Source organism: Azospirillum sp. UENF 111221, assembly GCF_058780625.1.
In genome coordinates this window covers 1,888,895-1,910,962 of record NZ_JBSNCH010000005.1, presented here as the reverse complement: position 1 = coordinate 1,910,962, position 22,068 = coordinate 1,888,895, and the positions used below count along the sequence as shown (strand labels likewise).

Sequence of the window (22,068 nt, the reverse complement as noted above, 5' to 3'; positions counted from 1 at the left end):
CTTGCCGCTTTCTGGTTGGACGTTGTCCGGCGGGTCAGCCGCCGGCCTTCAACGCGTCCAAACGTCCTTTCAACAGAGTGTATTCCGGATCGCTCGGCTTGAACTGGGCGATCAGCTTACCCCAATGGGCGGCGGCCTCGTCCTTGTGCCCCGACATCATGGCGTCGAGGCCGAGCAGCCACAGCGCATCCTTGTTGTCGGGCTCCACCTTCAGCGCCAGCCGCAGGGCGGACGTGGCTTCTTCCGGCAGCGGCTTCGGCGTCTCGTTGCGCGGCTGGCTCTGCAAGACGGCGTTGGCGTAGGCGACCTGCACGTCGGCGCGGTCCGGCGCCCGCTCGCGCGCCTTGCGGGCGGCGTCCAGCGCCTTGGCGGTGTCGCCCAGCACGCCGTAGGAGCGGGCGAGATTCAACCAGCCATCGACATCCGTTGGGTCGGCGTCCAGCCGGGCGGCGAGGGTGGCGACCATGCCGCGGATCATCTCGTCCTGGCCCGCCGCGTTGTTGCCCTGGGGGTTGGCCTGGGCCTGCGCGTTCGGGGCCGTCTGCTGTTCCTTCTGCTCCGGCGGCAGCGGCTGCGGCGTGACCTTGGCGGGGTCGAGGTTCAGCGCCACCGCCGCCTCGCGGATCTGGTCGCGCACCACCGGCACCCACGGCGCATCGGCGGGGGACTCCGCCATCAGCGCGCTCCAGCGGTCCAGCGCCCCCTGCTGGTCGCCGGCCTGGAAGCGGGCGAGGGCGGCGAAGAAGCGGGCGCGCGGGTCCTTGGGTTCCTTCGCCAGCACGGCGTCGAAGGCGGCCACCGCCTCCTCCGGCACCATGCCGTCGTTGGCCGAGACCAGCGTCTCGGCGAACAGCCCCTGCACCTCGACATCGTCCCGGTTCAGGGCGACGGCATGGCGCAGCGCGTCGGCGGCATCGCCGTTGCGGCCCATCTTGGCATAGGCCTGCCCCAGGATCAGCCAGCCCTGGATGTCGCTGGGATTCTCGGCCAGCTGGGCCTTCAGCTTGTCCATCGCCGCCAGCACGCTCTTCGGCGGGCCGCCGCGCTCCTGCTCGATGTTGCGCGAGGCCAGCGGTTGCGCCGGCAGATCCGGACGGCCGACCGATCCATAGACGGCAAGCGCGCCGACCGGCAGCACCAGCGCCAGCAGCACCGCCAGGACGCGGGCGCTGCGCGGGGTGACGGCGCCGCCGCCGGTCGCCGCGCCCGTCTCGGCGGTCGCCAGCATGCGCCGGGCGATCTCCGCCCTGGCCGCTTCCGCCTGGGCGTCGTTGATCAGGCCGCGCGCGCGGTCGCGCTCCAGCTCGTCCAGCTGGTCGCGGTAGACCTCGCGGTCGAACTCCTCGCGGCCAGGGACAAGGTCATGGCCGGATCCGGCCGTGCGCAGAAGCGGCGGCACGAGCAGCAGCAGCACGGCCGCGGTCAGGACGGCGGCGAAAATCCAGAACAGCATCAGTCGTCTTTCCGCAGCAGGGCGTCCAGCCGCCGCCGCTCATCCGCGCTCAGGGGCGCGGTGTCGGCACCGGCGGCCACGCCGCGCCGCCCGCGCAGGAACAGGAAGGTGCCGGCCGCCCCCAGCAGCAGCACGGCGAAGGGACCGATCCACAGCACCAGCGTCGTCGCCTTGAAGGGCGGCCGCAGCAGCACATAGTCGCCGTAGCGGTCGGTGACGTACTCCATCACCTTGTCGTCGCTGTCGCCGGCCTTCAGCCGGTCGCGCACCAGAACGCGCAGGTCGCGGGCCAGCGGCGCGTTGCTGTCGTCGATGGACTGGTTCTGGCAGACGAGGCAGCGCAGCTCCTGGCTGATGGTGCGGGCGCGGGTCTCCAGCGCCGGATCCGGCAGCACCTCGTCCGGCTGGACGGCCAGGGCGGGGGAAGACAGCGCGGACAGCGCCAGCAGGGCGGAGAGGAGGAAGCGTTTCATCAGCCCTGCCTCAGATGCTTGACCATCGGCAGGATCTGCTCCTCCACCACCTGCGGGGTCAGCGGGCCGACATGCTTGAAGCGGATGCGGCCCTTGCGGTCGATCAGGTAGCTCTCCGGCACGCCATAGACGCCCCAGTCGATCGACACCCGGCCGTCCTGGTCGGCGCCGATGGCGGCATAGGGGTTGCCGTTGCGCGACAGCCAGGTCAGCGCATCCTCCGGCTTGTCCTTGTAGTTGATTCCGTAGACCGTCACCCCCTGCTCGCGCGACAGGCGGGTGATGACGGGATGCTCCGCCTTGCAGGGGATGCACCAGGAGGCGAAGACGTTCACCAGCGTCACGTCGCCGGCCAGCTTGGCCGAAGACAGGCCGCTGGCGGCCGGCTGGCCCTGCACCATCTGGCCCGGAATGGCGGGCAGGTCGAAGGTCGGGGCCGGCTTGTCGATCAGGGCCGACGGGATGTCGCGCGGGTCGCGCTCGAACCCCAGGTAGAAGGCGATGCCCACCCCGATGAAGAGCAGGAAGGGCAGCAGGTACAGAAGGCGGCGCATGGTGTCTTGTGTCCTCATTCGGCCGGCAGCGGAGCCGACTTGCCACCGGTCTTTCCGGCCGTGCGGCGGCGTTCCGGCGCGCCGATGCGGAAGCGGCGGTCGGTCAGGCTGACCAGCCCGCCCAGCATCATGCCGACGCCGCCGATCCAGATCCACGGCACCAGCGGGTGGTGGTAGATGCGGACGATCCAGGCGGTGCCGTTCTGCGTCGGGTCGCCCAGCGCCACATACAGGTCGGAGAGGACCGTGGTGTGGATGGCCGATTCCGTGGTGGTCATGCGGGTGGTGCTGTAGCTGCGGCGTTCCGGCTCCAGCGTGGCGATGCGCTGGCCGTCCTTCGTCACCGTGAAGGTGCCGCGCTCCGCCTTGAAGTTCGGGCCGTCGACCAGCCCGACGCCGTCGAACTGGAACTCGTAGCCGGCGACGCTGGCCCGGTCGCCCGGTCTCATCGCCGTGATCGATTCCGTCTGCCAAGCCGAGGTTCCGGTCATGCCGAGGATCGACAGGCCGATGCTGGCATGGGCGATGGTCATGCCCCAGGCGCTGCGCGGCAGATGCACGGCGCGGTTCCAGCTGTTCTTGAACGAGGTGCGGAACAGGGCGATGCGGTCGGCGAACTCGACCAGCGAGCCGACGAAGGCCCAGGCGGCAAGCCCGATGCCGACCAGCGCCAGCAGCGGGCCGCTGCCCGCCTTGACATAGGCGGTGACGGCGACGGCGGCCACCACGGCGACGCCGGCCACCCACAGCCGGGTCAGCGCGGCTCCCAGATCCGCCCGCTTCCAGGACAGATAGGGGCCGACGACCATGGCGATCACCATCGGGATGGCGACCGGCACGAAGGTGGCGTTGAAGAAGGGGGCGCCGACCGACACCTTGCCCAGCTTCAGGATGTCGAGGAACAGCGGATAGAGCGTGCCGATGAACACCGTCGCCGTCGCGGTCGACAGCAGCAGGTTGTTCAACACCAGCGCGCCTTCGCGGCTGATCGGCGCGAACAGCCCGCCCGCCTTCAGCGTCGGCGCCCGCAGGCTGTAGAGCAGCAGCGAGCCGCCGGTGGCGATCGCCAGCAGAACCAGGATGAAGATGCCGCGCTTGGGATCGACGGCGAAGGCGTGGACCGAGGTCAGGATGCCGGAGCGCACCAGGAAGGTGCCCATCAGCGACAGCGAGAAGGTGACGATGGCCAGCAGGATGGTCCAGCTCTTCAGCGCGTCGCGCTTCTCCACCACGATTGCCGAATGCAGCAGGGCGGTGCCGGCCAGCCAGGGCATGAAGGAGGCGTTCTCGACCGGGTCCCAGTACCACCAGCCGCCCCAGCCCAGCTCGTAATAGGCCCACCAGGAGCCCATGGCGATGCCCATGGTCAGGGTCGACCAGGCCGCCAGCGTCCAGGGCCGCACCCAGCGCGCCCAGGCGGGATCGACCCGCCCCTCGATCAATGCTGCGACGGCGAAGGAGAAGGCCATCGAGAAGCCGACATATCCCGCATAGAGGAAGGGTGGGTGGAAGGCGAGGCCGGGGTCCTGCAACAGCGGGTTCAAATCGTTGCCGTCGATGGGCGCCGGAATCACGCGGATGAAGGGGTTCGACGTGATCAGGATGAACAGCAGGAAGCCGACCCCGATCAGCCCCTGGACCGCCAGCACGCGTGCCTTCAGCGTCGGCGGCAAATTGCGCCCGAACAGGGCGACGGCGGCGCCGAAGATCGTCAGCATGACGATCCACAGCATCATCGAGCCCTCGTGGTTGCCCCAGACGCCCGACACCTTGTAAAGCATCGGCTTGGCCGAGTGGCTGTTCTGCACCACGTTCAGCACGCTGAAATCGGACACCACATGCGCCCAGGTCAGCGCCGCGTAGGACAGCAGCACCAGCAGCATCTGGGCGATGGCCGCCGGCACCGCGACGTTCATCCAGGCGCCGTTGCGGGTGGCGGCGCCGACCAGCGGCGGCACCGACTGCACCAGCGCGACGAACAGCGCCAGCACCAGCGCGTAATGGCCGAGTTCGGGGATCACGGGTCCGCTACTCCTTCTTCGCGGTCTTCGTCGCGGACTCCGCCGGGTTCTTGTAGACGCCGGCCTGCTTCAGGGCCTCCGACACCTCGGGCGGCATGTAGTTCTCGTCATGCTTGGCCAGCACCTCGCGCGCGACGAAGACGCCGCCGGTCATCCGGCCCTCCGCCACCACGCCCTGGCCCTCGCGGAACAGGTCGGGCAGCTGGCCGCGATAGCGGACATCCACGGTGTGGGCGGTGTCGGTGACGCGGAAGGCGGTGGTGACGCCGTCCGGCTGCTTCTGGACGCTGCCTTCCTCGACCAGCCCGCCCAGGCGGAAATTGCGGTCGCCGACCTGCTGCGTCTGCAGCTGGCTCGGGCTGTAGAAGAAGACGATGTTGTCCTGGAAGGCGGTCAGCGCCAGGGCGGTCGCCGAACCCAGCCCGAGAAGGGCGAGGCCCAGCATATAAAGGCGGCGTTTCTTGCGGGTCATCCTTCGCTCGCTTCCGCCGGTCTTCCGGCGCTCTGATCGGCCATCTTGCGGCCGGCATTGCGGGTGCGGCGGCGGGCGGGCCGGGCGCTTTCCAGCGCCTTCAGCGTCGCCTCGGCGTTGCGCAGCCCCTTCCAGGTGGCGACCAGCAGCCCCAGCAGCACGAGGGTGGCGATGCCGTAGGCCGGCCAGACATAGGCGGCATACCCGCCCATATGGAGGAATTCGCTCATCGTCCTTACCCCCGCATCCCGTCATGGACGGTACCATCGCCAGCAACCCCGCCGGCGACTGCCAGCCGCAGCGTCTGGATCTTGCGCTGGGCGATCTCGGTGCGCACGCGCAGCAGCACCACCGACAGGAAATAGGCGGTGAAGGCGCCGGCCATCACCAGCAGCGGTGTCAGCATGCTGGGGTCGATGCTGGGACCGCCCATCCGCACGACGCTGGCCGGCTGGTGCAGCGTGTTCCACCAGTCGACCGAGAACTTGATGATCGGCACGTTGACGATGCCGACCAGCAGCAGGACGTTGCCCGCCTTCATGCCGCGCTGCGGATCGTCGAAGGCGTTCACCAGGGCCATGTAGCCGAGATAGAGGAAGAACAGGATCAGCACGCTGGTCAGCCGGGCGTCCCACACCCACCAGGTTCCCCACATCGGCGCCCCCCACAGCGACCCGGTCACCAGGCAGACGAAGGTGAAGCCGGCGCCGATGGGGGCGGCGGCCTTGGCGAACAAATCGGCCAGCGGGTGCTTCCACACCAGGCCGCAAGCCGCGGCGATGGCCATGTTGGTGTAGACGAACAGGCTCATCCAGGCGGCGGGGACATGGATGTACATGATCCGCACCGTCTCGCCCTGCTGATAGTCGGGCGGCGAGCTGAACAGGCTGAACCACAGACCGAGGATCGTCAGGATCACGGTCGCCCCGGCGCACCACGGCAACAGCAGGGCCGACAGGCGCAGGAAGCGGGCGGGGTTGGCGAAACGATGCATGGAACGATGGCCCCGGTACAGGTGACCTTGGTCAGGCTTGCGGACGATATAAGCGCATGTATGACGGACTGCGAGGGGTTTCGCCTTGATCTCGGTCAGGCCGATCCGCCATTCGTTTGTACTCTGACACCAAGGTATCAGGCGCCCCGGACCTCCGGCGGCGCCCGTATTCCCCGGTGTGGGACGCCGGAGGCGGGGCGTTTCATCCGCCGCGCCCCGGTGATTTTTTCCCGATCAGGCCGCCATCGCCTTCTGCGCCGCCACCCCCATCGCCTCCGCGATCAGGTCGAAGTCGCGCAGGCTGACCGGCAGCAGGCCGAAGCGGAAGGGATAGCCCCAGTTCCGCACCCCGGCGGTCAGCTCCAGCCGGTCCAGCAGCGGTTGGATCGGCGCCTCCTCCGCCGGCCACCAGGACACGTCGCGACGGAAGGGGATGAAGCCGCCGCCCATGTCGAAGCGGTAGGGCTCGCCCGGCAGGATGGCGCCGATGGCGGTGAAGGACTTCAGCCCGTCTGCCGCCCCGAACCGGTCGGTGGGGGAGTAGTACGCCACCCGGTCGCCCGCCCGGATCCGCCGCAGCGGGGCCGCCTTGCCGTGGCAGACCTGCATGAAGCCGCCGGCCCGTCCGCGCCGGACATGCTCGGCGCTGGCCACGGCGATCCAGGCACCGGTGTCTGTGCCGCCGCTCACGACCGCACCTGTTCGGACTGGGCTTCCTCACCCTGATTGGGCGCGAACACACGCAGGCGATGGCCGTCCGGGTCCTGTGCAACGAAGGTATGACCGAAATCCATCGCGGTCGGGGGTTGCAGGATGGTCAGGCCGCGGGCGCTCCAGTCGGCGTGCAGGTCGCGCACTACCGCCTCGTCGGCGACGGTGAAGGCGATCTCGCCGCCGCCGGGCGCGGTCGCCGCCGGCTCCACCGAGTGGCGCGACCACAGGCCCAGCATCAGCCCGTTGCCCGCCTTGAACATGGCGAAGGTGGGGGAGGCCTCCACCGGCTTGCGGCCCAGCAGGTCGGCATAGAAGGCGGCGCTGGCGGCCGGGTTGTCGACATAGAGCAGGACGAAATCGAGGGCGAGGGCGGCGGCTTTGCTGACGGTCTGGGTGGCGGGCATGGTCGGCTCCGGTCTTGAAGGATTGGGGTGGGGCGGTTCCGTTCGGCGCCCTCACCGGCAAAGCCAAGACTAGGCCGGCATGCTGACAGTTTCCGTCAGCATCCTGTCATCGTTGCGGAATGCCCTCCGCCGCCCGCCACTCCTTCAGCATCGCCTGCCGGCGGCGGGGATAGCGGGTCTCGCTGGCGGTCAGCGCCAGGATGCGGTCGGTGCGGAAATGGCGGAAGGACTGGCGCAGTTCGCACCACGCCACCATCACCCGCACCCGGTCGAAGAAGCCCAGCGCGAAGGGCCAGACGGTGCGCCGGCTCTCCGACCCGTCGCGGTCGCGATAGGCGATCTCCAGCTTGCGCTCCCCGCGGATCGCGCCGCGGATGGTCGCCAGCTCCGCATCTCCCGCCGAAACATTGTTATCGCCTCCGGCGATGGGCTCGCCCGGACCGATCAGCAGGGCCGAGCCGTCCAGCCCCTCGCGCTTGTCCGGCGGCAGCACCGCGGCGATCTTGGCGAGCGCGTTGCGCGCCGCCCCGCCCAGCCGGCTGTCGCCGCGCTCCACCACCCAGCGCGAGCCCAGCACCAGCGCCTCGACCTCCTCCTCGGTGAACATCAGCGGCGGCAGCAGGAAGCCGGCGCGCAGCAGATATCCGACCCCCGGCTCCCCCTCGATCATCGCGCCCTGCGCCTGCAGCGTGGCGATGTCGCGGTAGAGCGTGCGCAGACTGACCCCCAGTTCGCCGGCAAGCGACTTGCCGCTGACCGGCTGGCGATGCCGCCGCAGAACCTGCATCAGATCGAGGAGACGTTCGGCGCGGGACATCGGGAACTGCGGAAGAGGGAAGGGTGCCCATAATGACACCTAAAATGACAAAGAGGCGCTCCCCGATGGGAAGCGCCCCTGTTCATGGCAGGTCCCGCCGGGCGGTTGCCCGGCGTTCCCGAACCTTACCGGCGGATCACTCCGCCTTCTTGGTCAGGTCCTCGCCGGTGGCCTGGTCGACCTGCTTCATCGACAGCTTGACCTTGCCGCGGTCGTCGAAGCCGATGACCTTGACCTTAACCGAGTCACCCTGCGACACGACGTCCGACACCTTGCCGACGCGCTGCTGCGCCAGTTCGGAGATGTGGACGAGGCCGTCGCGCGAACCCAGGAAGTTCACGAAGGCGCCGAAATCGACGACCTTCACCACCTTGCCGGTGTAGACGACGTTCATCTCCGGCTCGGCGACGATGCCCTTGATCCACTCGATGGCGGCGTCCGACTTCTTCTGGTCGACGGCCGAGACCTTGACGGTGCCGTCGTCCTCGATGTCGATCTTGGCGCCGGTCTGCTCGACGATCTCGCGGATCACCTTGCCGCCGGAGCCGATCACGTCGCGGATCTTCTCCTTCGGGATGTTGATGACGGTGATGCGCGGGGCGTTCTCGTTGACGCCTTCGCGGGCGCCGGTCAGCGCCTTCGACATCTCGCCGAGGATGTGCAGGCGGCCGTCCTTGGCCTGGCCCAGCGCGATCTTCATGATCTCCTCGGTGATCGAGGTGATCTTGATGTCCATCTGCAGCGCGGTGACGCCGACCTCGGTGCCGGCGACCTTGAAGTCCATGTCGCCCAGGTGGTCTTCGTCACCCAGGATGTCCGACAGGACGGCGAAGCCGTGGTCTTCCTTGATCAGGCCCATGGCGATGCCGGCGACCGGACGGATCAGCGGCGCGCCGGCGTCCATCAGCGACAGCGAGGTGCCGCAGACGGTGGCCATCGAGGAGGAGCCGTTGGACTCCGTGACTTCCGACACGACGCGCAGCGTGTAGGGGAAGTCTTCCTTCTTCGGCAGCAGCGGGTGGATGGCGCGCCACGCCAGCTTGCCGTGGCCGATCTCGCGGCGGCCCGGGCTGCCCATGCGGCCGGCTTCACCCACCGAGTACGGGGGGAAGTTGTAGTGCAGCATGAAGTGCTCGCGGTACTCGCCCTCGAGCGCGTCGATGATCTGCTCGTCCTGGCTGGTGCCCAACGTGGTGACGACCAGCGCCTGGGTCTCGCCGCGGGTGAACAGGGCCGAGCCGTGGGCGCGCGGCAGCACGCCGACTTCCGACACGATCGGGCGCACGGTCTTGGTGTCGCGGCCGTCGATGCGGCGGCCGGTCTTGAGCACGGCGCCGCGCAGGATGTCGGCTTCCAGTTCCTTGAACTCGAACCCGATGGACTGGGCGTCGAATTCCTCGGCCAGCGTCTCGAGCGCCTTCGCCTTGGCGGCGCCGACCTTCTCGTAGCGGCTCTGCTTCACCGTCTCGGTGTAGGCGGCCTCGACGGCGGCACCGACGGTCTCGCGCAGGCGGGCCTTCAGGGCCTTGCGGTCATAGGCCGGCTCCGGCAGGTCCCACGGCTCCTTGGCGGCTTCCTCGGCCAGGTCGATGATCAGGTTGATCACCGGCTGGAAGTTGGTGTGGCCGAACATGACGGCGCCCAGCATGACCTCTTCGGTCAGCTCCTTGGCTTCCGATTCGACCATCAGCACGCCTTCGACGGTGCCGGCGACGACCAGATCCAGATCGCTGTCGCCGACCTCGTCCCGGGTCGGGTTCAGGATGTACTGGCCGTTCTTGTAGCCGACGCGGGCGGCGGCGATCGGACCCAGGAACGGGATGCCGGAGATCGTCAGCGCGGCGGACGCGCCGACCATCGCGACGATGTCCGGATCGTTCTCCAGATCGTGGCTCAGCACGGTGCAGACGACCTGGGTCTCGTTGCGGAAGCCGTCGGCGAACAGCGGACGGATCGGACGGTCGATCAGGCGGCTGACCAGCGTTTCCTTCTCGGTCGGACGGCCTTCGCGCTTGAAGAAGCCGCCGGGGATCTTGCCGGCCGCGAACGCCTTTTCCTGGTAATTGACGGTCAGCGGGAAGAAATCGACGCCCGGCTTCGGCGCCTTGGCGGCGACGGCGGTGCACAGGACGGTGGTGTCACCATAGGTGACCAGAACCGCGCCGTTGGCCTGGCGGGCGATCTTGCCCGTTTCCAGGACCAGCTTGCGGCCGCCCCACTCGATTTCCTTGCGATGAACAGTGAACATGGATTCTTTCCTTCCATCCGACACCCTGCAACGGCCGGATTGCCGCCCAAGGCCGGGGCCATCGGTCGTAGGACCCCGCGAGAAAACTGAAATGACGGTGTTCGACAACAGCACCAAACGAATCGAGATAGAAGTGGCGTGAATGCAAAAAAGGCCGGTCCCCGAATGATCGGGCCGGCCTGTCCATCACGAAACGCTCAAGATCCAGTTTCTATTGCCAATAACCAATGAGGTGTTCCGGAACGGTACAGGTGAACGAGGACTTCGATGTTCGACGCCCATATCCGACGTCCGTGGTCCCGCCGGCTTCCGGGGGAAGCCCCCGGCCGGGGTGGCCGGCCGGGGGAACCCGAACCCGTCAGCGGGACGGCGCAGCCGTTAGCGGCGCAGGCCCAGACGCTCGATCAGAGCGGCGTAGCGTGAGTGATCCTTCTTCTTCAGATAGTCGAGCAAACGGCGGCGCTGACCGACCATCACCAGCAGACCACGGCGGGAGTGGAAGTCCTTCTTGTGGCCCTTCAGGTGATCCGTCAGGTTGCTGATGCGCTCCGTCAGGATCGACACCTGGACCTCGGGCGAACCGGTGTCGTTGGTGCCGCGGGAAAATTCCTTGATCAGCTCTTGCTTGCGCTCGGGCGTAATCGACATCGGGGTCTCCTAAATCACGTGAGGTTGAGCACGCGCACCGGACGGACCTCCGCCCCCTCGACACGGGCCAACGCCACCGGCGTTCCGCCGAAAAGCGCAATGACGGTGCCATCCCCACCGTCAGCACCCTGAAGCGCCATCAGGCGTTCACGATCCTGCCGGGTGAGGAGAGCGACCGTCTGGCCGTGCCTCAGTCGGTGCGCTTCCGCTTCCGTCAGGGCCAGCGCCGGGATGTCGTCCAGCGCGGTCTCGATCGGCAACAGAAGTCGTTCGACGGCCGCACCTTGCTCCATGGCGGCCAGTTCGTCCAGGGAAATCGCGCGCTCCAGCGTGAAGGAGCCGACGCGCAGGCGGCGCAGAAGCCCGACATGGCCGACCGTGCCGAGCGCTTCCGACAGGTCGCGCGCCAGCGAGCGGACATAGGTGCCCTTGCCGCAATCGACCTCGAACACCGCATGGTCGGCGTCCGGTTCCTCGACCAGCTCGAAGCGGTCGATGCGCACGGTGCGGGCGGCCAGATCGACCGCATCGCCTTCGCGCGCGATGTCGTAGGCGCGCTCGCCGTCGATCTTGATGGCGCAGAACTGCGGCGGCACCTGCTGGATCTCGCCCAGGAAAGCGGGCAGGGCGGCGCGGATCGCCTCGGTCGCCGGACGGTGGTCCGAGCGGGCGATCACCTCGCCCTCGCGGTCGTCGGTGCTGGTGCGCTCGCCCCAGCGGATGGAGAAGCGGTAGGTCTTGGCACCGTCCATGGCGTAGGACACGGTCTTGGTCGCCTCGCCCAGCGCGATCGGCAGGATGCCGGTCGCCAGCGGGTCCAGCGTGCCGCCATGCCCGGCCTTCTCGGCGTTCAGCAGGCGGCGCACCTTCGACAGCGCCTGGGTGGAGGTCATGCCTTCCGGCTTGTCCAGCACCACCCAGCCATGGATCGGCGTGCCCTTGCGCTTACGAGCCACGACGGCCGCCCCGGCTCTCGTCCTTGTCCCCGCTCTTGTCCCCGCCCTTGTCCTCGTCGTCGAGCATGGCGCGGTCGTCGTCGAGATCGTCGTCCTCGTCCGTCTCGTCGGGGCCGAGGTCGTCGCCGTCCTCATCCCCCTCTTCGTCGCCCTCCTCGTCCCAGGAGTCGTCCTCGTCCTCGTCGTGGTCGTCGTCGCCATTGACGCGGCCCAGCGGATGGCCGCTCAGGTCGCGGGCGACCTCCGGGCTGTGCAGGATGCTGTCGATGCGGTGGGCGTAGTCGAAGGAGGTGTCGCCCTCGAAGCTCAGCGTCGGGGCGTGGCGCAGGTTGACCATGCGCGCGACCTGCCCGCGCAGGAAGGCGGCGGCCCGCTTCAGGGCGACCTGGGCCTCCTCCATCCGCTCGCCGCCCAGCGTCGCATAGAAGACGGTGGCATTGGACAGGTCGGGGCTGATCCGCACCTCGGTGACCGTGACGTTCAGCGAGGCCAGTTCCGGATCGTGGAAGTCCCCGCGGCGGAACAGGTCGGCAAGGGCGTGGCGCACCTCCTCGCCGACGCGCAGTTGCCGTTGGGACGGGGGCTTGCCGGCGATGAACGCGCCGCGCTTCTTGCTGGCCATGGTACGTGTCTTTCGTCGATGTCTGGCGCCCGCGGCGGCCTGACCGGTGTCAGGACCAGAGAACGGGCACGTCGTAAAGTCTGATGGTTCGGTCGGCGCTGACCAGAGTCAGGCCATCGGCCTGGGCCTGGGCGATCAGCATCCGGTCGAAGGGGTCGCCGTGATGCCGGGGCAGATGGTCCAGCCGGTCGATGTGACGGACGTCGATTGCATGGATCGTCAGACCGTTTTCGACCAGAAGGCGATGGAACCCGGCGGGCAAGGTCAGTTTTCCGAAGCTGGACTTGATGGTGAGTTCCCAGAGCGACGCGATGCTCGCCAGCACGGTGTTGGAACCGTCGGCGATCACGGTCCGGACGGCGGAACCGAGCTTCGGGTCATCGGTCGCCAGCCACAGCAGCACATGACTGTCGAGCAGCAGCCTCACCCCGGCATCCCTTTCCACTGATCCGGCCACTCCTCGTCCGGAGCGAGACCGTAGAAGCTCTTCAGCAGGTCGTCGGGCAGCGGAGCGTCGAAATCGTCGGCGATCCGGATTTGTCCCTTGGCGAAGCCGAACCGCACCGGCCGCTTGCCGGACGGCGTCGGCGCGGACACTCCGTCTTCCGCGAGGGGGCCTTCCGCGACGGGCACCAGCCTGACCGCAGGTTTCCCATCGCGAAGAATGACGATCTCCTCGTCATTCTCCACCCGGTCGATCAGTTCGGCCATATGCCCGTCGGCTTCGGATAGCGGAATGCGATCCATAGCGTCACCTCCAGGTGGCATCACCTCTCGTCCGAAAAACGAACCGCCCGGCCCCGTCCGGTAAAACACCGGGAGGGGCCGGGCGGACCGTCGGTCTCAAAGCTCGCGAGCGATTTCGTCGATCTCGAAGGCTTCGATCTGATCGCCGGCCTGGATGTTGTCGTAGTTCTCGAAGGCCATGCCGCACTCGTAACCCTCGCGGACGTCCTTGACCTCGTCCTTGAAGCGCTTGAGCGTCTTGAGCGTGCCTTCGTGAATGACGACGTTGTCGCGCAGCAGGCGGACGCCGGCGCCGCGCTTGACGGTGCCCTGCGTGACCATACAACCGGCGACCTTGCCGACCTTCGTGATGTTGAACACCTCGCGGATGGTCGCGTAGCCGATGAAGCGTTCCCGCAGCGTCGGAGACAACAGACCGGTCAGCGCCGCCTTCACGTCGTCGATCACGTTGTAGATGATCGAGTAGTAGCGGATTTCGACGCCGTCGCGCTTGGCGAGGTCGCGGGCCTGCGGGTTGGCGCGGACGTTGAAGCCGATGATCATCGCGTTGGACGCATTGGCCAGCGTGATGTCGGACTCGTTGATCGCACCGACCGAGTTGTGCAGGACGCGGACCTTGACCTCGGTGTTCTCGGCCGTGAGCTTCTCCAGCGAGCTGGCGATGGCTTCGATCGAGCCCTGCACGTCGCCCTTGATGACGACCGGCAGTTCCTTGGCCTCGCCGGCCTGGATGCGGCTGAACATGTCCTGCAGCGAACCGCGGGCCGAGGCCGCCACCGCCGCTTCGCGCTTCTTGCGCTGGCGGAACTCGGCGATCTCGCGGGCACGGGCCTCGGACTCGACGACGGAGAAGTCGTCGCCGGCCATCGGCGTGCCGTTCAGGCCCAGGACCTCGACGGGCACGGCCGGGGCCGCCTCGTTGACGTTCTGGCCGCGGTCGTTGATCAGGGCGCGGACGCGGCCCCACTCGGCGCCGGTGACGAACACGTCGCCGACCTTCAGCGTGCCGCGCTGGACCAGCACGGTGGCGACCGAACCGCGGCCACGCTCCAGCTTCGCCTCGATGACGACGCCTTCGGCGGCACGCTCGGGGTTGGCCCGCAGCTCCAGGATTTCGGCCTGGAGCAGGATGGCCTCTTCCAGCTTGCTCAGGTTGCGCTTGGCCTTGGCCGACACCTCGACGTCGAGCACGTCGCCGCCCATCTCCTCGACCACCAGCTCGTGCTGGAGCAGTTCCTGGCGGACGCGCTCCGGCTTGGCATCGGGCAGGTCGCACTTGTTGATGGCGACGATGATCGGAACCTTGGCCGCCTTGGCGTGGCGGATGGCCTCGATCGTCTGCGGCATGACGCCGTCGTTGGCGGCGACCACCAGCACGACCACGTCGGTGACGTTGGCGCCGCGGGCACGCATCTCAGTGAAGGCGGCGTGGCCCGGCGTGTCGATGAAGGTGATCTTCGCACCCGACTCCAGCTGCACCTGATAGGCGCCGATGTGCTGGGTGATGCCGCCGGCCTCGCCCGACACCACGTCGGTCTGGCGCAGCGCGTCGAGCAGTGAGGTCTTGCCGTGGTCGACGTGGCCCATGATGGTGACGACCGGGGGACGGGACACCAGGATGGCGCCCTCTTCCTCGGTGGCACGCAGGCCGATCTCGACGTCGGACTCCGACACGCGGCGGACGCGGTGACCGAACTCGGTGATCAGCAGCTCGGCGGTGTCGGCGTCGATGGTCTGGTTGATGGTCGCCATCACGCCCATGCGCATCAGCGCCTTGATGACGTCGGCGCCACGCTCGGCCATGCGGTTGGCCAACTCCTGGACCGTGATGACCTCCGGCAGGACGACGTCGCGGGTGACCTTGGCGGTCTCCTGGCGGCTCATCTGGCGCAGGCGTTCACGTTCGCGGGCACGGCGCACCGCGGCCAGCGACCGGGTGCGGTCGCTGCCGTCGTCGCTGAGCGCTTGCGAGACGGTCAGCTTGGTGCCCTTGCGGCGGTCGGCGCCGGCGGGAGCCTTGGCGGCCGGACGGGCCGGCGCGGCCTTGGCGGGAGCGCCGCCGCGGCCACCCTTGCGGCGGTTGTCGTCCTCTTCCTCGGCGCGGGCCGGCGGGGCGCCGACGCCCGGCAGGGTGCGGCCGGGAGCGGCGTCGGCGGCGGGACGGGCGGCGGCACCGCCGGGGCGCTGGTCGGCACCCGGGCGGGCACCGGCCGGACGCGCACCGTCGCGGGGTGCTGCACCGTCACGGCCGCCATCGCGGGCACCGTCACGGCGGGGCGCCGGTTCGGCGTCGCGGCGCTTGGCGTCCTCGGCTTCCTTGCGCTTGGCCTCTTCCTCCTTGCGGCGGCGTTCGGCCTCGGCGGCGATCTTGCGATCCTCCTCCTGAATGGCACGCATCTCGTCCAGCTCGCGCTGGCGCAGGGTGTCGGCATCCAGAATGATCGGCGGCATGTCCGGCGTGGCCGATGCCGCAGCATCGGACGCGGCGGGAGCGGCAGCCGGGGCGGCGGCTTCGGCGGTGTCGGCTGGGGCGGATGCCGCCTCTTCGGCGGCACGGGCGGCGGCTTCGGCGGCGCGGGCTTCAGCGCGGGCCGCGTCTTCCTCGGCGTCGATCCGGCGCTGTTCCTCGAACGCCGCGGCGCCACGAAGCGCACGCAGGCGGGATTCCAGCTCCTCGCGGGTCAGCTGGCGCCCGGCAGGGGCACCGCCGCCACGGGGGCGCTGGCCCTGCGCACCGCGCATGGGCAGGCCCTGGGCAGCTTGACGCGCGGCGGCGCCGCCGTCGGCAACGCCGGGCACGGCGCCCTTTTCAACATGACGCTTGCGCTTGACCTCTACGGTCACCGCTTTTGACCGGCCATGGGAGAAGCTCTGCCGGACCTGGGTCTCGACCGGCTTCTTCGACTCCAGCTTTCCTTTGCTGGCGCCGGTTAGGTGCAAGACTTTCTTCTGGTCCTGGTCGTTGCTGTCGGTCATCGGTTCCCGAATGGTCAGACGTTACATCGCAGGCCGGCCGGCCGTATTGCCAACTCCCAAGCCCTTATCAGAATCCTGGTGCGCATCCTGGTCCCCTTGGGGACCTTTCAGCCCTCTCAGGCGTGCCGCATCGCGGGCCAGCCCTGCGGCCAGCCTGCCCCGCGCCACCACGGCGTGCACCGCGTGATCGCGTCCCAGCGCCGCGGCCAAGGCCGGGGACTGGAAGAGGTCGATCACCGGCAGCGACGGCGCGAGCGCCGTCACCTTGCCGCGCTGGTCCAGCGAGCCGTCCGCGGCTTCCACCAGCAGGGCCGGCGGGGGACCCGCACGGCCGACCTGGTTGGCCCTCAACGCCTCGCGCACCTTCTCGTATCCCGCCAGGACGTGGCCGGCACGGCGGGCAAGGCCCAACGCGTGCAGACACCGACGTTCCAGCAGCCGTTCCAGCCTCTGGGCCAGATCGGGCGGTACTTTCACCGCCCGGCGGGCCGCTTTGGCGAAAACGGATTTACCCATGGCCTTCGCCAGGGCATCCCGGTCGGCCGTGACCCAAAGGCCGCGGCCGGGCAGACGTTCCTCCAGGTCCGGAACCACCTCGCCGTCGGGGCCGATCACGAAGCGGATCATGCTCTCCTTCGGCCCCACCGTGCCCGACGCGATGCAGCGGCGCAGAGGCCCCTTCTCGTCGTCGGCCGGCAGGCGGTCCGTACCGGCACCGTCGTCCTGTGCCAAATCCTGTTCCGGCACCGCATCCGCGGCGGCGGTCGGTGTCCGTTCGTCGTTCCGTTCGGTCATCCGATCGTCATCCGCTCGCGCGGTCCCGAATAATCGTTCCTCTCGGGCGCAGTTCCAACCGGCATTGCTGCCGGTCAGGCCTGCGCGCCCTGGCCATCGGCCGAGCCCCCAGCGGCGGGAGCCGCGGCGGCGTCCTCGCCCTCACCCTCGAACCAGTGGGCGCGCGCGGCCATGATGATCGCGTTCGCCTCCTCTTCCGAGGGGGCGTCCTTGGCGCCGTCCTTGCCCAGGATCTCGACCAGCTCGTCGCCGGCCAGGTCGGCCAGGTCGTCCAGCGTCTTGACGCCGTTCTCGCCCAGCTTCACCAGCTGCGTGGCGCTGAAGCCGGTCAGCTCGGCGATGATGTCCTCGACGCCCAGCTCCAGCCGGCGCTCGTTGGCCTGCTCGTCCCGGACTTCCAGGAAGGCGAGCGCGCGCTGCTTCAGCTCGTCGGCGACCGACTCGTCGAACCCTTCGATCTCGGCCAGCTCCTCGGTCTCGACATAGGCGATCTCCTCGACCGAGGTGAAGCCTTCGGCGACCAGCAGGTGGGCGATCACGTCGTCGACGTCCAGCGCCTGCATGAACAGGGCGGAGCGGTTGTGGATTTCCTCCGACCGGCGCTCCAACTCTTCCTGTTCGGTCAGGATGTCGATGTCCCAGCCGGTCAGCATCGAGGCGAGGCGCACGTTCTGGCCGCGGCGGCCGATGGCCAGCGACAGCTGGTCGTCGGGCACCACCACCTCGATGCGGTGGTTGTCGTCGTCGAGCACGACCTTGGCGACCTCGGCCGGGGCGAGCGCGTTGACGACGAAGGTCGGCGCCTCGCCGTTCCACGGGATGATGTCGATCTTCTCGCCCTGCAGCTCGCCGACGACCGCCTGGACGCGGCTGCCGCGCATGCCGACGCAGGCGCCGACCGGGTCGATGGAGCTGTCGTGGCTCAGCACCGCGATCTTGGCGCGCGAACCCGGGTCACGGGCGACCGCCTTGATCTCGATGATGCCGTCGTAGATTTCCGGCACTTCCTGGGCGAACAGCTTCGCCATGAACATGGGATGCGTGCGCGACAGGAAGATCTGCGGCCCGCGCGGTTCCTCGCGGACGTCGAAGATGTAGGCGCGCACGCGGTCGCCGTTCTTGAAATGCTCGCGTGGCAGCAGCTCGTCGCGGCGCAGGATCGCTTCGGCGCGGCCCAGGTCGACGGTGACGTTGCCGTATTCGACGCGCTTGACCAGACCGTTGACGATCTCGCCGTTGCGGTCCTTGTACTCGTTGAACTGGCGCTTGCGCTCGGCGTCGCGCACCTTCTGCACGATCACCTGCTTGGCGGTCTGGGCGGCGATGCGGCCGAAATCGATCGGCGGCAGCGGGTCGACCAGGAAATCGCCGAGCTTGGCGCCGGCCTTGCGCTTCTGGGCGTAGGGCAGGGTGACCTGCGTCGCCTCGTTCTCCACCGTCTCGACCACCTCCAGGTGGCGGGTCAGATGGATGTCGCCGGTCTTGCGGTCGATGCGGGCGCGGATGTCGTGCTCATGGCCGTACTTGGAGCGGCCGGCCTTCTGAATCGCCTGCTCCATCGCCTCCAGGACTTCGTCCCGGTCGATGTTCTTTTCGCGGGCGACCGCGTCAGCGACTTGCAGCAGTTCCATCCGTTACACTTCCTGAATCGGTCTTGTGTGGTGCCGGTCTTGCGTGATGTCCGGTCGGGTCGGCGGGGTCGGGGCGGGGGTTCTGGCGGCTATCGTCCTGTCGGACCGTGCCGTCAGTGCTCCAGGCCCTCCTGCTGCTCCTGGCTGGCACGGATCAGCTCGTCCGTCAGCACCAGCTTGGCGCGCAGGATGGTGTCGAACTCCAGCCGGGCGGGTCCCTGTTCGGTGTCGATGCACACCAGGCCGTCCTCGACGCCCTTCAGCATGCCCTTGAAACGCTTGCGGCCGTCGATGGCCATGCGGCTTTCCAGCCGGGCTTCGAAGCCGGCGAAGCGCTCGAAATCCTTGAGCCGGGTCAGAGGCCGGTCGATGCCGGGCGAGCTGACTTCCAGCGTGTAGGCCTCGCGGATCGGGTCTTCCACATCCAGCAGGGCCGAAACGGAGCGGCTGATGTCGGCGCAATCCTCGACAGTCATGGGCGCGCCGTCGGCGCGCTCCGCCATGATCTGGAGAATTGCCCGCTGGCCGCCCGAGATCTGAACGCGCACGACCTCATAGCCCATGGCTTCGACCGACGGCGTGATGATCTGTTCGATGCGACCTGTAGCGTCCATTCCACCTAACCCAAAGCCTGCGGCCGGGATCGAACCGGACGAGGTTTCCACAACAGAAGGTTCAACAAGCGCGTGTCTCCACACGCTCATAAAAAAATAAGTGGGCAAAAGCCCACCCGCAAAGCGTCTCGCCGGCCCGGTTGCCCGGGCCGCCAATCCGTATGGGTTCTCAGAGGGTGAATATAGTCATTCCGGCCGATGCCGCAAGCCTTTTCGGGATCGCCCCGTTCCTTTACAAGCGGAACTGGTGGGGGCGGCATCAGGGAAGGACCGGAATGATCCTCGAAGCGGCGATTTTAAACGTGCGTCCGGGTGAGCAGGGCGCCTTCGAACAGGCCATGGCCGAAGCCCGTCCGCTCATCGCGGCATCGGCCGGTTTCCGTGGGATGGAGGTCCGGCCCTGCCTGGAGGACGGCTGTCGTTACCTGCTGCTGGTCTGGTGGGAGCGTCTGGACGACCATACCGTGGGATTCCGTGGTTCGGACCGGTATGTCGAGTGGAAGGGACGTCTCCATCGCTTCTACGATCCGTTCCCGGTGGTGGAGCATTTCGCCGCTCCACGCATCGCCGAACCGGATCCGCTCCGGCCGGCCGCAAGCGTCTGACGCCGGCGGCTCACCCCCGCGGGCGGCGGACAAATCGCAGGAAGACCGGCTTGCGCCCGGCGGCGATGGCCTTCTCCTCATAGCGCGTCGCCGGCCAGTCGTCGGGGCGGATGCGCCAGTCGGACGGACGGCGCGCCGTCCATTCGAAATCGGGATGCTTGACCGTGTGTTCAAGCATCCAGCGCACCAGTCCCATGTCGTCGCTGGCCAGACGCAGCTCGGCGCCGTCCTTCAGCACGCGGGCCAGCCGCGGCAGGTTCTCCGGCCCGATGAAGCGGCGGTCGGCATGGCGCTTCTTCGGCCAGGGGTCGGCGAACAGCACGAAGGCGCGGCCGATGGAGGCGTCGGGCAGGGCGTCCAGCAGCGGCCGGGCGTCGTCGGGATGGATGCGCACGTTGCCGAGATCGTCGTCGTCGATCATCCCCAGGAGGCCGGCGATGCCGTTGAGGAAGGGTTCGGCGCCGACGATGCCGACGTCCGGGTTGTGCTTGGCCTGCCAGGCGAGGTGATGGCCCATGCCGAAGCCGACCTCCAGCCAGACCTCGCGCTTCGGCGTGTCGAACAGGCCGGCAGGGTCCCAAAATGCCGGCGCCTGGCCGGCGTCGGATTTCGGCCCCCCGGATTTCGGCCCCCCGGATTTCGGCACCGTGATCTGGAGCTGCGGCAGCAGGTCCTCGATCAGGCTTGTCCGGCGCTTGCGCAGGGGACGGCCCTTGCGCCGGCCGAACAGCCGGTTTCCGGTTTCGCTCTGCGGAGCGTCGTCAGTCGGTCGGTCGGTTTTGCTGTCGGTCATGGCGGCTGATGCGGTTCAAAGAGCGGTGTGGCAGGAAAAGAGCTTACAAAAAAGGGCGGCGGAGGCCGTTTCCAGCCTCCGCCGCCTTTTTCATCTCCGGTAATCCGCCGGTCGGGACGGTCAGAAGGCGCCGCGCAGGGCCTCGACCAGATCGGTCTTCTCCCACGAGAAGCCGCCGTCCACCTCGGGCTCGCGGCCGAAATGGCCGTAGGCGGCGGTGCGGGCGTAGATCGGCTTGTTCAGGCCCAGATGCGTGCGGATGCCGCGCGGGCTGAGGTCGACCAGCTGCTGGAGGATGTCGGACAGCCGGTCCTCGTCGACGTTGCCGGTGCCGTGGGTGTCGACATAGACCGACAGCGGCTTCGACACGCCGATGGCGTAGGAGACCTGGATCGTGCACTTGTCCGCCAGTTCCGCCGCGACGACGTTCTTGGCGAGGTAGCGGGCGGCGTAGGCGGCCGAGCGGTCGACCTTGGTCGGGTCCTTGCCGGAGAAGGCGCCGCCGCCGTGCGGGGCGGCACCGCCGTAGGTGTCGACGATGATCTTGCGGCCGGTCAGGCCGGCGTCACCGTCCGGGCCGCCGATGACGAAGCGGCCGGTCGGGTTGACGTACAGGTTCTTGTCGTCGCACATCCAGCCTTCCGGCAGGCAGTTGACGATGTGCGGCAGGACGATCTCGCGCACGGCGTCCTGGTCCAGCCCCTCGGCATGCTGGGTCGACAGCACGATGGCGGTGGCGCGGGTCGGGCGGCCGTCGATGTACTGCAGGGTGACCTGGCTCTTGGCGTCCGGGCCCAGCTGCGGGGCGGCACCGGAATGCCGCGCCTCGGCCAGCGACTTCAGGATGGCGTGGCTGTAGTAGATCGGCGCCGGCATCAGGGCCGGGGTCTCGCGGCAGGCATAGCCGAACATGATGCCCTGGTCGCCGGCACCCTCGTCCTTGTTGCCCGCGGCGTCGACGCCGACCGCGATGTCGGCGGACTGGGAATGGACGAAGCACTTGACGTCCATTTTCTCCCAGTGGAAGCCGTCCTGCTCGTAGCCGATGTCCTTCACCGCGGCACGGGCGGCTGCGACCAGCTGGTCGGCCTTGATGCTGTCGGGGCCGCGAACCTCGCCGGCCAGCACCACCTGGTTGGTGGTCGCCAGCGTCTCCACGGCCACGCGGGCCTGCGGGTCGTGCGAGAGGTAGAGATCGACGATGGCGTCGGAAATGCGGTCGCAGACCTTGTCGGGATGACCTTCCGACACGGACTCGCTGGTGAAGACGTAGTTCAACTTTGCCACGGGAAACCTCGGCATTCGGCGGCACGCTATTTCATGAGCCGAAACGGCAGACCGGTACAGCGGCCGCAGACACCGATCCAAATCCGGTTTTGACAAGGTTTCAGGCCGGGGTCAAGAAGCCTACCGGCGGTAAGGCCTTGGTCCTATCATCGCAGGCACCACACGAAGGGGGTGGATACGGTCGCGCCGCATCTTCCCCGTTCGGTGGGTATCTCAGGCCGCGGACAACCGGCGGGAGGCACCG

The 22,068-nt window shown here is 68.3% G+C and carries 22 protein-coding genes and 1 pseudogene; 1 reads left to right on the top strand and 22 read right to left on the bottom strand.

Annotated features, from left to right (window positions below):
* Nucleotides 1-34: 34 nt before the first annotated feature.
* The 20 genes and pseudogenes from ccmI to rimP form a co-directional block, all read right to left on the bottom strand.
* Entirely contained in the window at nt 35-1,453 is a 1,419-nt protein-coding gene (gene ccmI, locus ACWPN3_RS23735) for a c-type cytochrome biogenesis protein CcmI (protein ID WP_492241344.1), read from the bottom strand.
* The gene (locus ACWPN3_RS23730) at nt 1,453-1,926 is read right to left on the bottom strand and encodes a cytochrome c-type biogenesis protein (RefSeq protein ID WP_492241343.1); all 474 of its coding nucleotides are present in this window, start codon (nt 1,924-1,926) and stop codon (nt 1,453-1,455) included. Before ACWPN3_RS23730 ends, ccmI begins: the two co-directional genes overlap by 1 nt.
* Entirely contained in the window at nt 1,926-2,480 is a 555-nt protein-coding gene (locus tag ACWPN3_RS23725; RefSeq protein ID WP_109096050.1) for a DsbE family thiol:disulfide interchange protein, read from the bottom strand. Before ACWPN3_RS23725 ends, ACWPN3_RS23730 begins: the two co-directional genes overlap by 1 nt.
* 14 nt (nt 2,481-2,494) lie before the next feature.
* Nucleotides 2,495-4,501 carry a heme lyase CcmF/NrfE family subunit gene (locus tag ACWPN3_RS23720; RefSeq protein ID WP_492241342.1) on the bottom strand — a complete coding sequence of 669 codons (2,007 nt, stop codon included), beginning with the start codon at nt 4,499-4,501 and terminating at the stop codon, nt 2,495-2,497.
* Nucleotides 4,502-4,508: 7 nt separating this feature from the next.
* On the bottom strand, nt 4,509-4,973 hold the full coding sequence (gene ccmE / locus ACWPN3_RS23715) for a cytochrome c maturation protein CcmE (RefSeq protein ID WP_098740916.1): 465 nt from the start codon (nt 4,971-4,973) through the stop codon (nt 4,509-4,511).
* Nucleotides 4,970-5,203 carry a heme exporter protein CcmD gene (ccmD, locus tag ACWPN3_RS23710; RefSeq protein WP_492241341.1) on the bottom strand — a complete coding sequence of 78 codons (234 nt, stop codon included), beginning with the start codon at nt 5,201-5,203 and terminating at the stop codon, nt 4,970-4,972. Before ccmD ends, ccmE begins: the two co-directional genes overlap by 4 nt.
* 5 nt (nt 5,204-5,208) lie before the next feature.
* Nucleotides 5,209-5,967: a heme ABC transporter permease gene (locus ACWPN3_RS23705; protein ID WP_109096053.1), complete on the bottom strand. Its 759-nt coding sequence runs from the start codon at nt 5,965-5,967 to the stop codon at nt 5,209-5,211.
* A 234-nt stretch (nt 5,968-6,201) separates the two neighbouring features.
* A complete protein-coding gene (locus ACWPN3_RS23700; protein WP_492241340.1) occupies nt 6,202-6,657 on the bottom strand; it encodes an EVE domain-containing protein in 456 nt (151 codons plus the stop codon).
* On the bottom strand, nt 6,654-7,085 hold the full coding sequence (locus ACWPN3_RS23695) for a VOC family protein (protein ID WP_492241339.1): 432 nt from the start codon (nt 7,083-7,085) through the stop codon (nt 6,654-6,656). The genes ACWPN3_RS23700 and ACWPN3_RS23695 overlap by 4 nt, the downstream gene beginning before the upstream one ends.
* A 106-nt stretch (nt 7,086-7,191) precedes the next feature.
* Nucleotides 7,192-7,902: a helix-turn-helix transcriptional regulator gene (locus ACWPN3_RS23690; RefSeq protein WP_492241338.1), complete on the bottom strand. Its 711-nt coding sequence runs from the start codon at nt 7,900-7,902 to the stop codon at nt 7,192-7,194.
* 136 nt (nt 7,903-8,038) lie between these two features.
* Complete coding sequence (gene pnp, locus ACWPN3_RS23685; RefSeq protein WP_109096057.1) at nt 8,039-10,150, bottom strand: polyribonucleotide nucleotidyltransferase; 2,112 nt, start codon at nt 10,148-10,150, stop codon at nt 8,039-8,041.
* Nucleotides 10,151-10,528: 378 nt separating this feature from the next.
* Nucleotides 10,529-10,798 carry a 30S ribosomal protein S15 gene (rpsO, locus tag ACWPN3_RS23680; protein WP_109096058.1) on the bottom strand — a complete coding sequence of 90 codons (270 nt, stop codon included), beginning with the start codon at nt 10,796-10,798 and terminating at the stop codon, nt 10,529-10,531.
* A 14-nt stretch (nt 10,799-10,812) separates the two neighbouring features.
* Entirely contained in the window at nt 10,813-11,754 is a 942-nt protein-coding gene (gene truB / locus ACWPN3_RS23675; protein ID WP_109096059.1) for a tRNA pseudouridine(55) synthase TruB, read from the bottom strand.
* Between the two features lie 95 nt (nt 11,755-11,849).
* Nucleotides 11,850-12,376: pseudogene (gene rbfA / locus ACWPN3_RS23670) on the bottom strand (30S ribosome-binding factor RbfA); the annotation flags it as partial.
* 49 nt (nt 12,377-12,425) lie between these two features.
* Nucleotides 12,426-12,821: a type II toxin-antitoxin system VapC family toxin gene (locus ACWPN3_RS23665; RefSeq protein ID WP_492241337.1), complete on the bottom strand. Its 396-nt coding sequence runs from the start codon at nt 12,819-12,821 to the stop codon at nt 12,426-12,428.
* Entirely contained in the window at nt 12,800-13,123 is a 324-nt protein-coding gene (locus tag ACWPN3_RS23660; protein ID WP_492241336.1) for a type II toxin-antitoxin system Phd/YefM family antitoxin, read from the bottom strand. The genes ACWPN3_RS23665 and ACWPN3_RS23660 overlap by 22 nt, the downstream gene beginning before the upstream one ends.
* A gap of 96 nt (nt 13,124-13,219) precedes the next feature.
* Complete coding sequence (gene infB / locus ACWPN3_RS23655) at nt 13,220-16,099, bottom strand: translation initiation factor IF-2 (RefSeq protein ID WP_492241335.1); 2,880 nt, start codon at nt 16,097-16,099, stop codon at nt 13,220-13,222.
* A gap of 21 nt (nt 16,100-16,120) precedes the next feature.
* Nucleotides 16,121-16,894 (bottom strand): RNA-binding protein, encoded by a 774-nt coding sequence (locus tag ACWPN3_RS23650; protein WP_492241334.1) that lies wholly within the window; start codon nt 16,892-16,894, stop codon nt 16,121-16,123.
* Nucleotides 16,895-16,968: 74 nt separating this feature from the next.
* Complete coding sequence (nusA, locus tag ACWPN3_RS23645; RefSeq protein WP_492261776.1) at nt 16,969-18,525, bottom strand: transcription termination factor NusA; 1,557 nt, start codon at nt 18,523-18,525, stop codon at nt 16,969-16,971.
* 113 nt (nt 18,526-18,638) lie between these two features.
* Nucleotides 18,639-19,139, bottom strand: a complete 501-nt coding sequence (rimP, locus tag ACWPN3_RS23640; protein ID WP_109096066.1) for a ribosome maturation factor RimP — start codon at nt 19,137-19,139, stop codon at nt 18,639-18,641.
* Nucleotides 19,140-19,414: 275 nt separating this feature from the next.
* Between rimP and ACWPN3_RS23635 the strand changes: the two genes are divergently transcribed.
* Nucleotides 19,415-19,744 carry an antibiotic biosynthesis monooxygenase family protein gene (locus ACWPN3_RS23635; RefSeq protein WP_492241333.1) on the top strand — a complete coding sequence of 110 codons (330 nt, stop codon included), beginning with the start codon at nt 19,415-19,417 and terminating at the stop codon, nt 19,742-19,744.
* A 10-nt stretch (nt 19,745-19,754) separates the two neighbouring features.
* Here the strand turns inward: ACWPN3_RS23635 and trmB are convergent, their stop codons facing one another.
* Together trmB and metK are read right to left on the bottom strand one after the other, a co-directional pair.
* Nucleotides 19,755-20,537 carry a tRNA (guanine(46)-N(7))-methyltransferase TrmB gene (gene trmB / locus ACWPN3_RS23630; protein WP_492241332.1) on the bottom strand — a complete coding sequence of 261 codons (783 nt, stop codon included), beginning with the start codon at nt 20,535-20,537 and terminating at the stop codon, nt 19,755-19,757.
* Between the two features lie 120 nt (nt 20,538-20,657).
* A complete protein-coding gene (gene metK / locus ACWPN3_RS23625) occupies nt 20,658-21,839 on the bottom strand; it encodes a methionine adenosyltransferase (RefSeq protein ID WP_492241331.1) in 1,182 nt (393 codons plus the stop codon).
* Nucleotides 21,840-22,068: the final 229 nt, after the last annotated feature.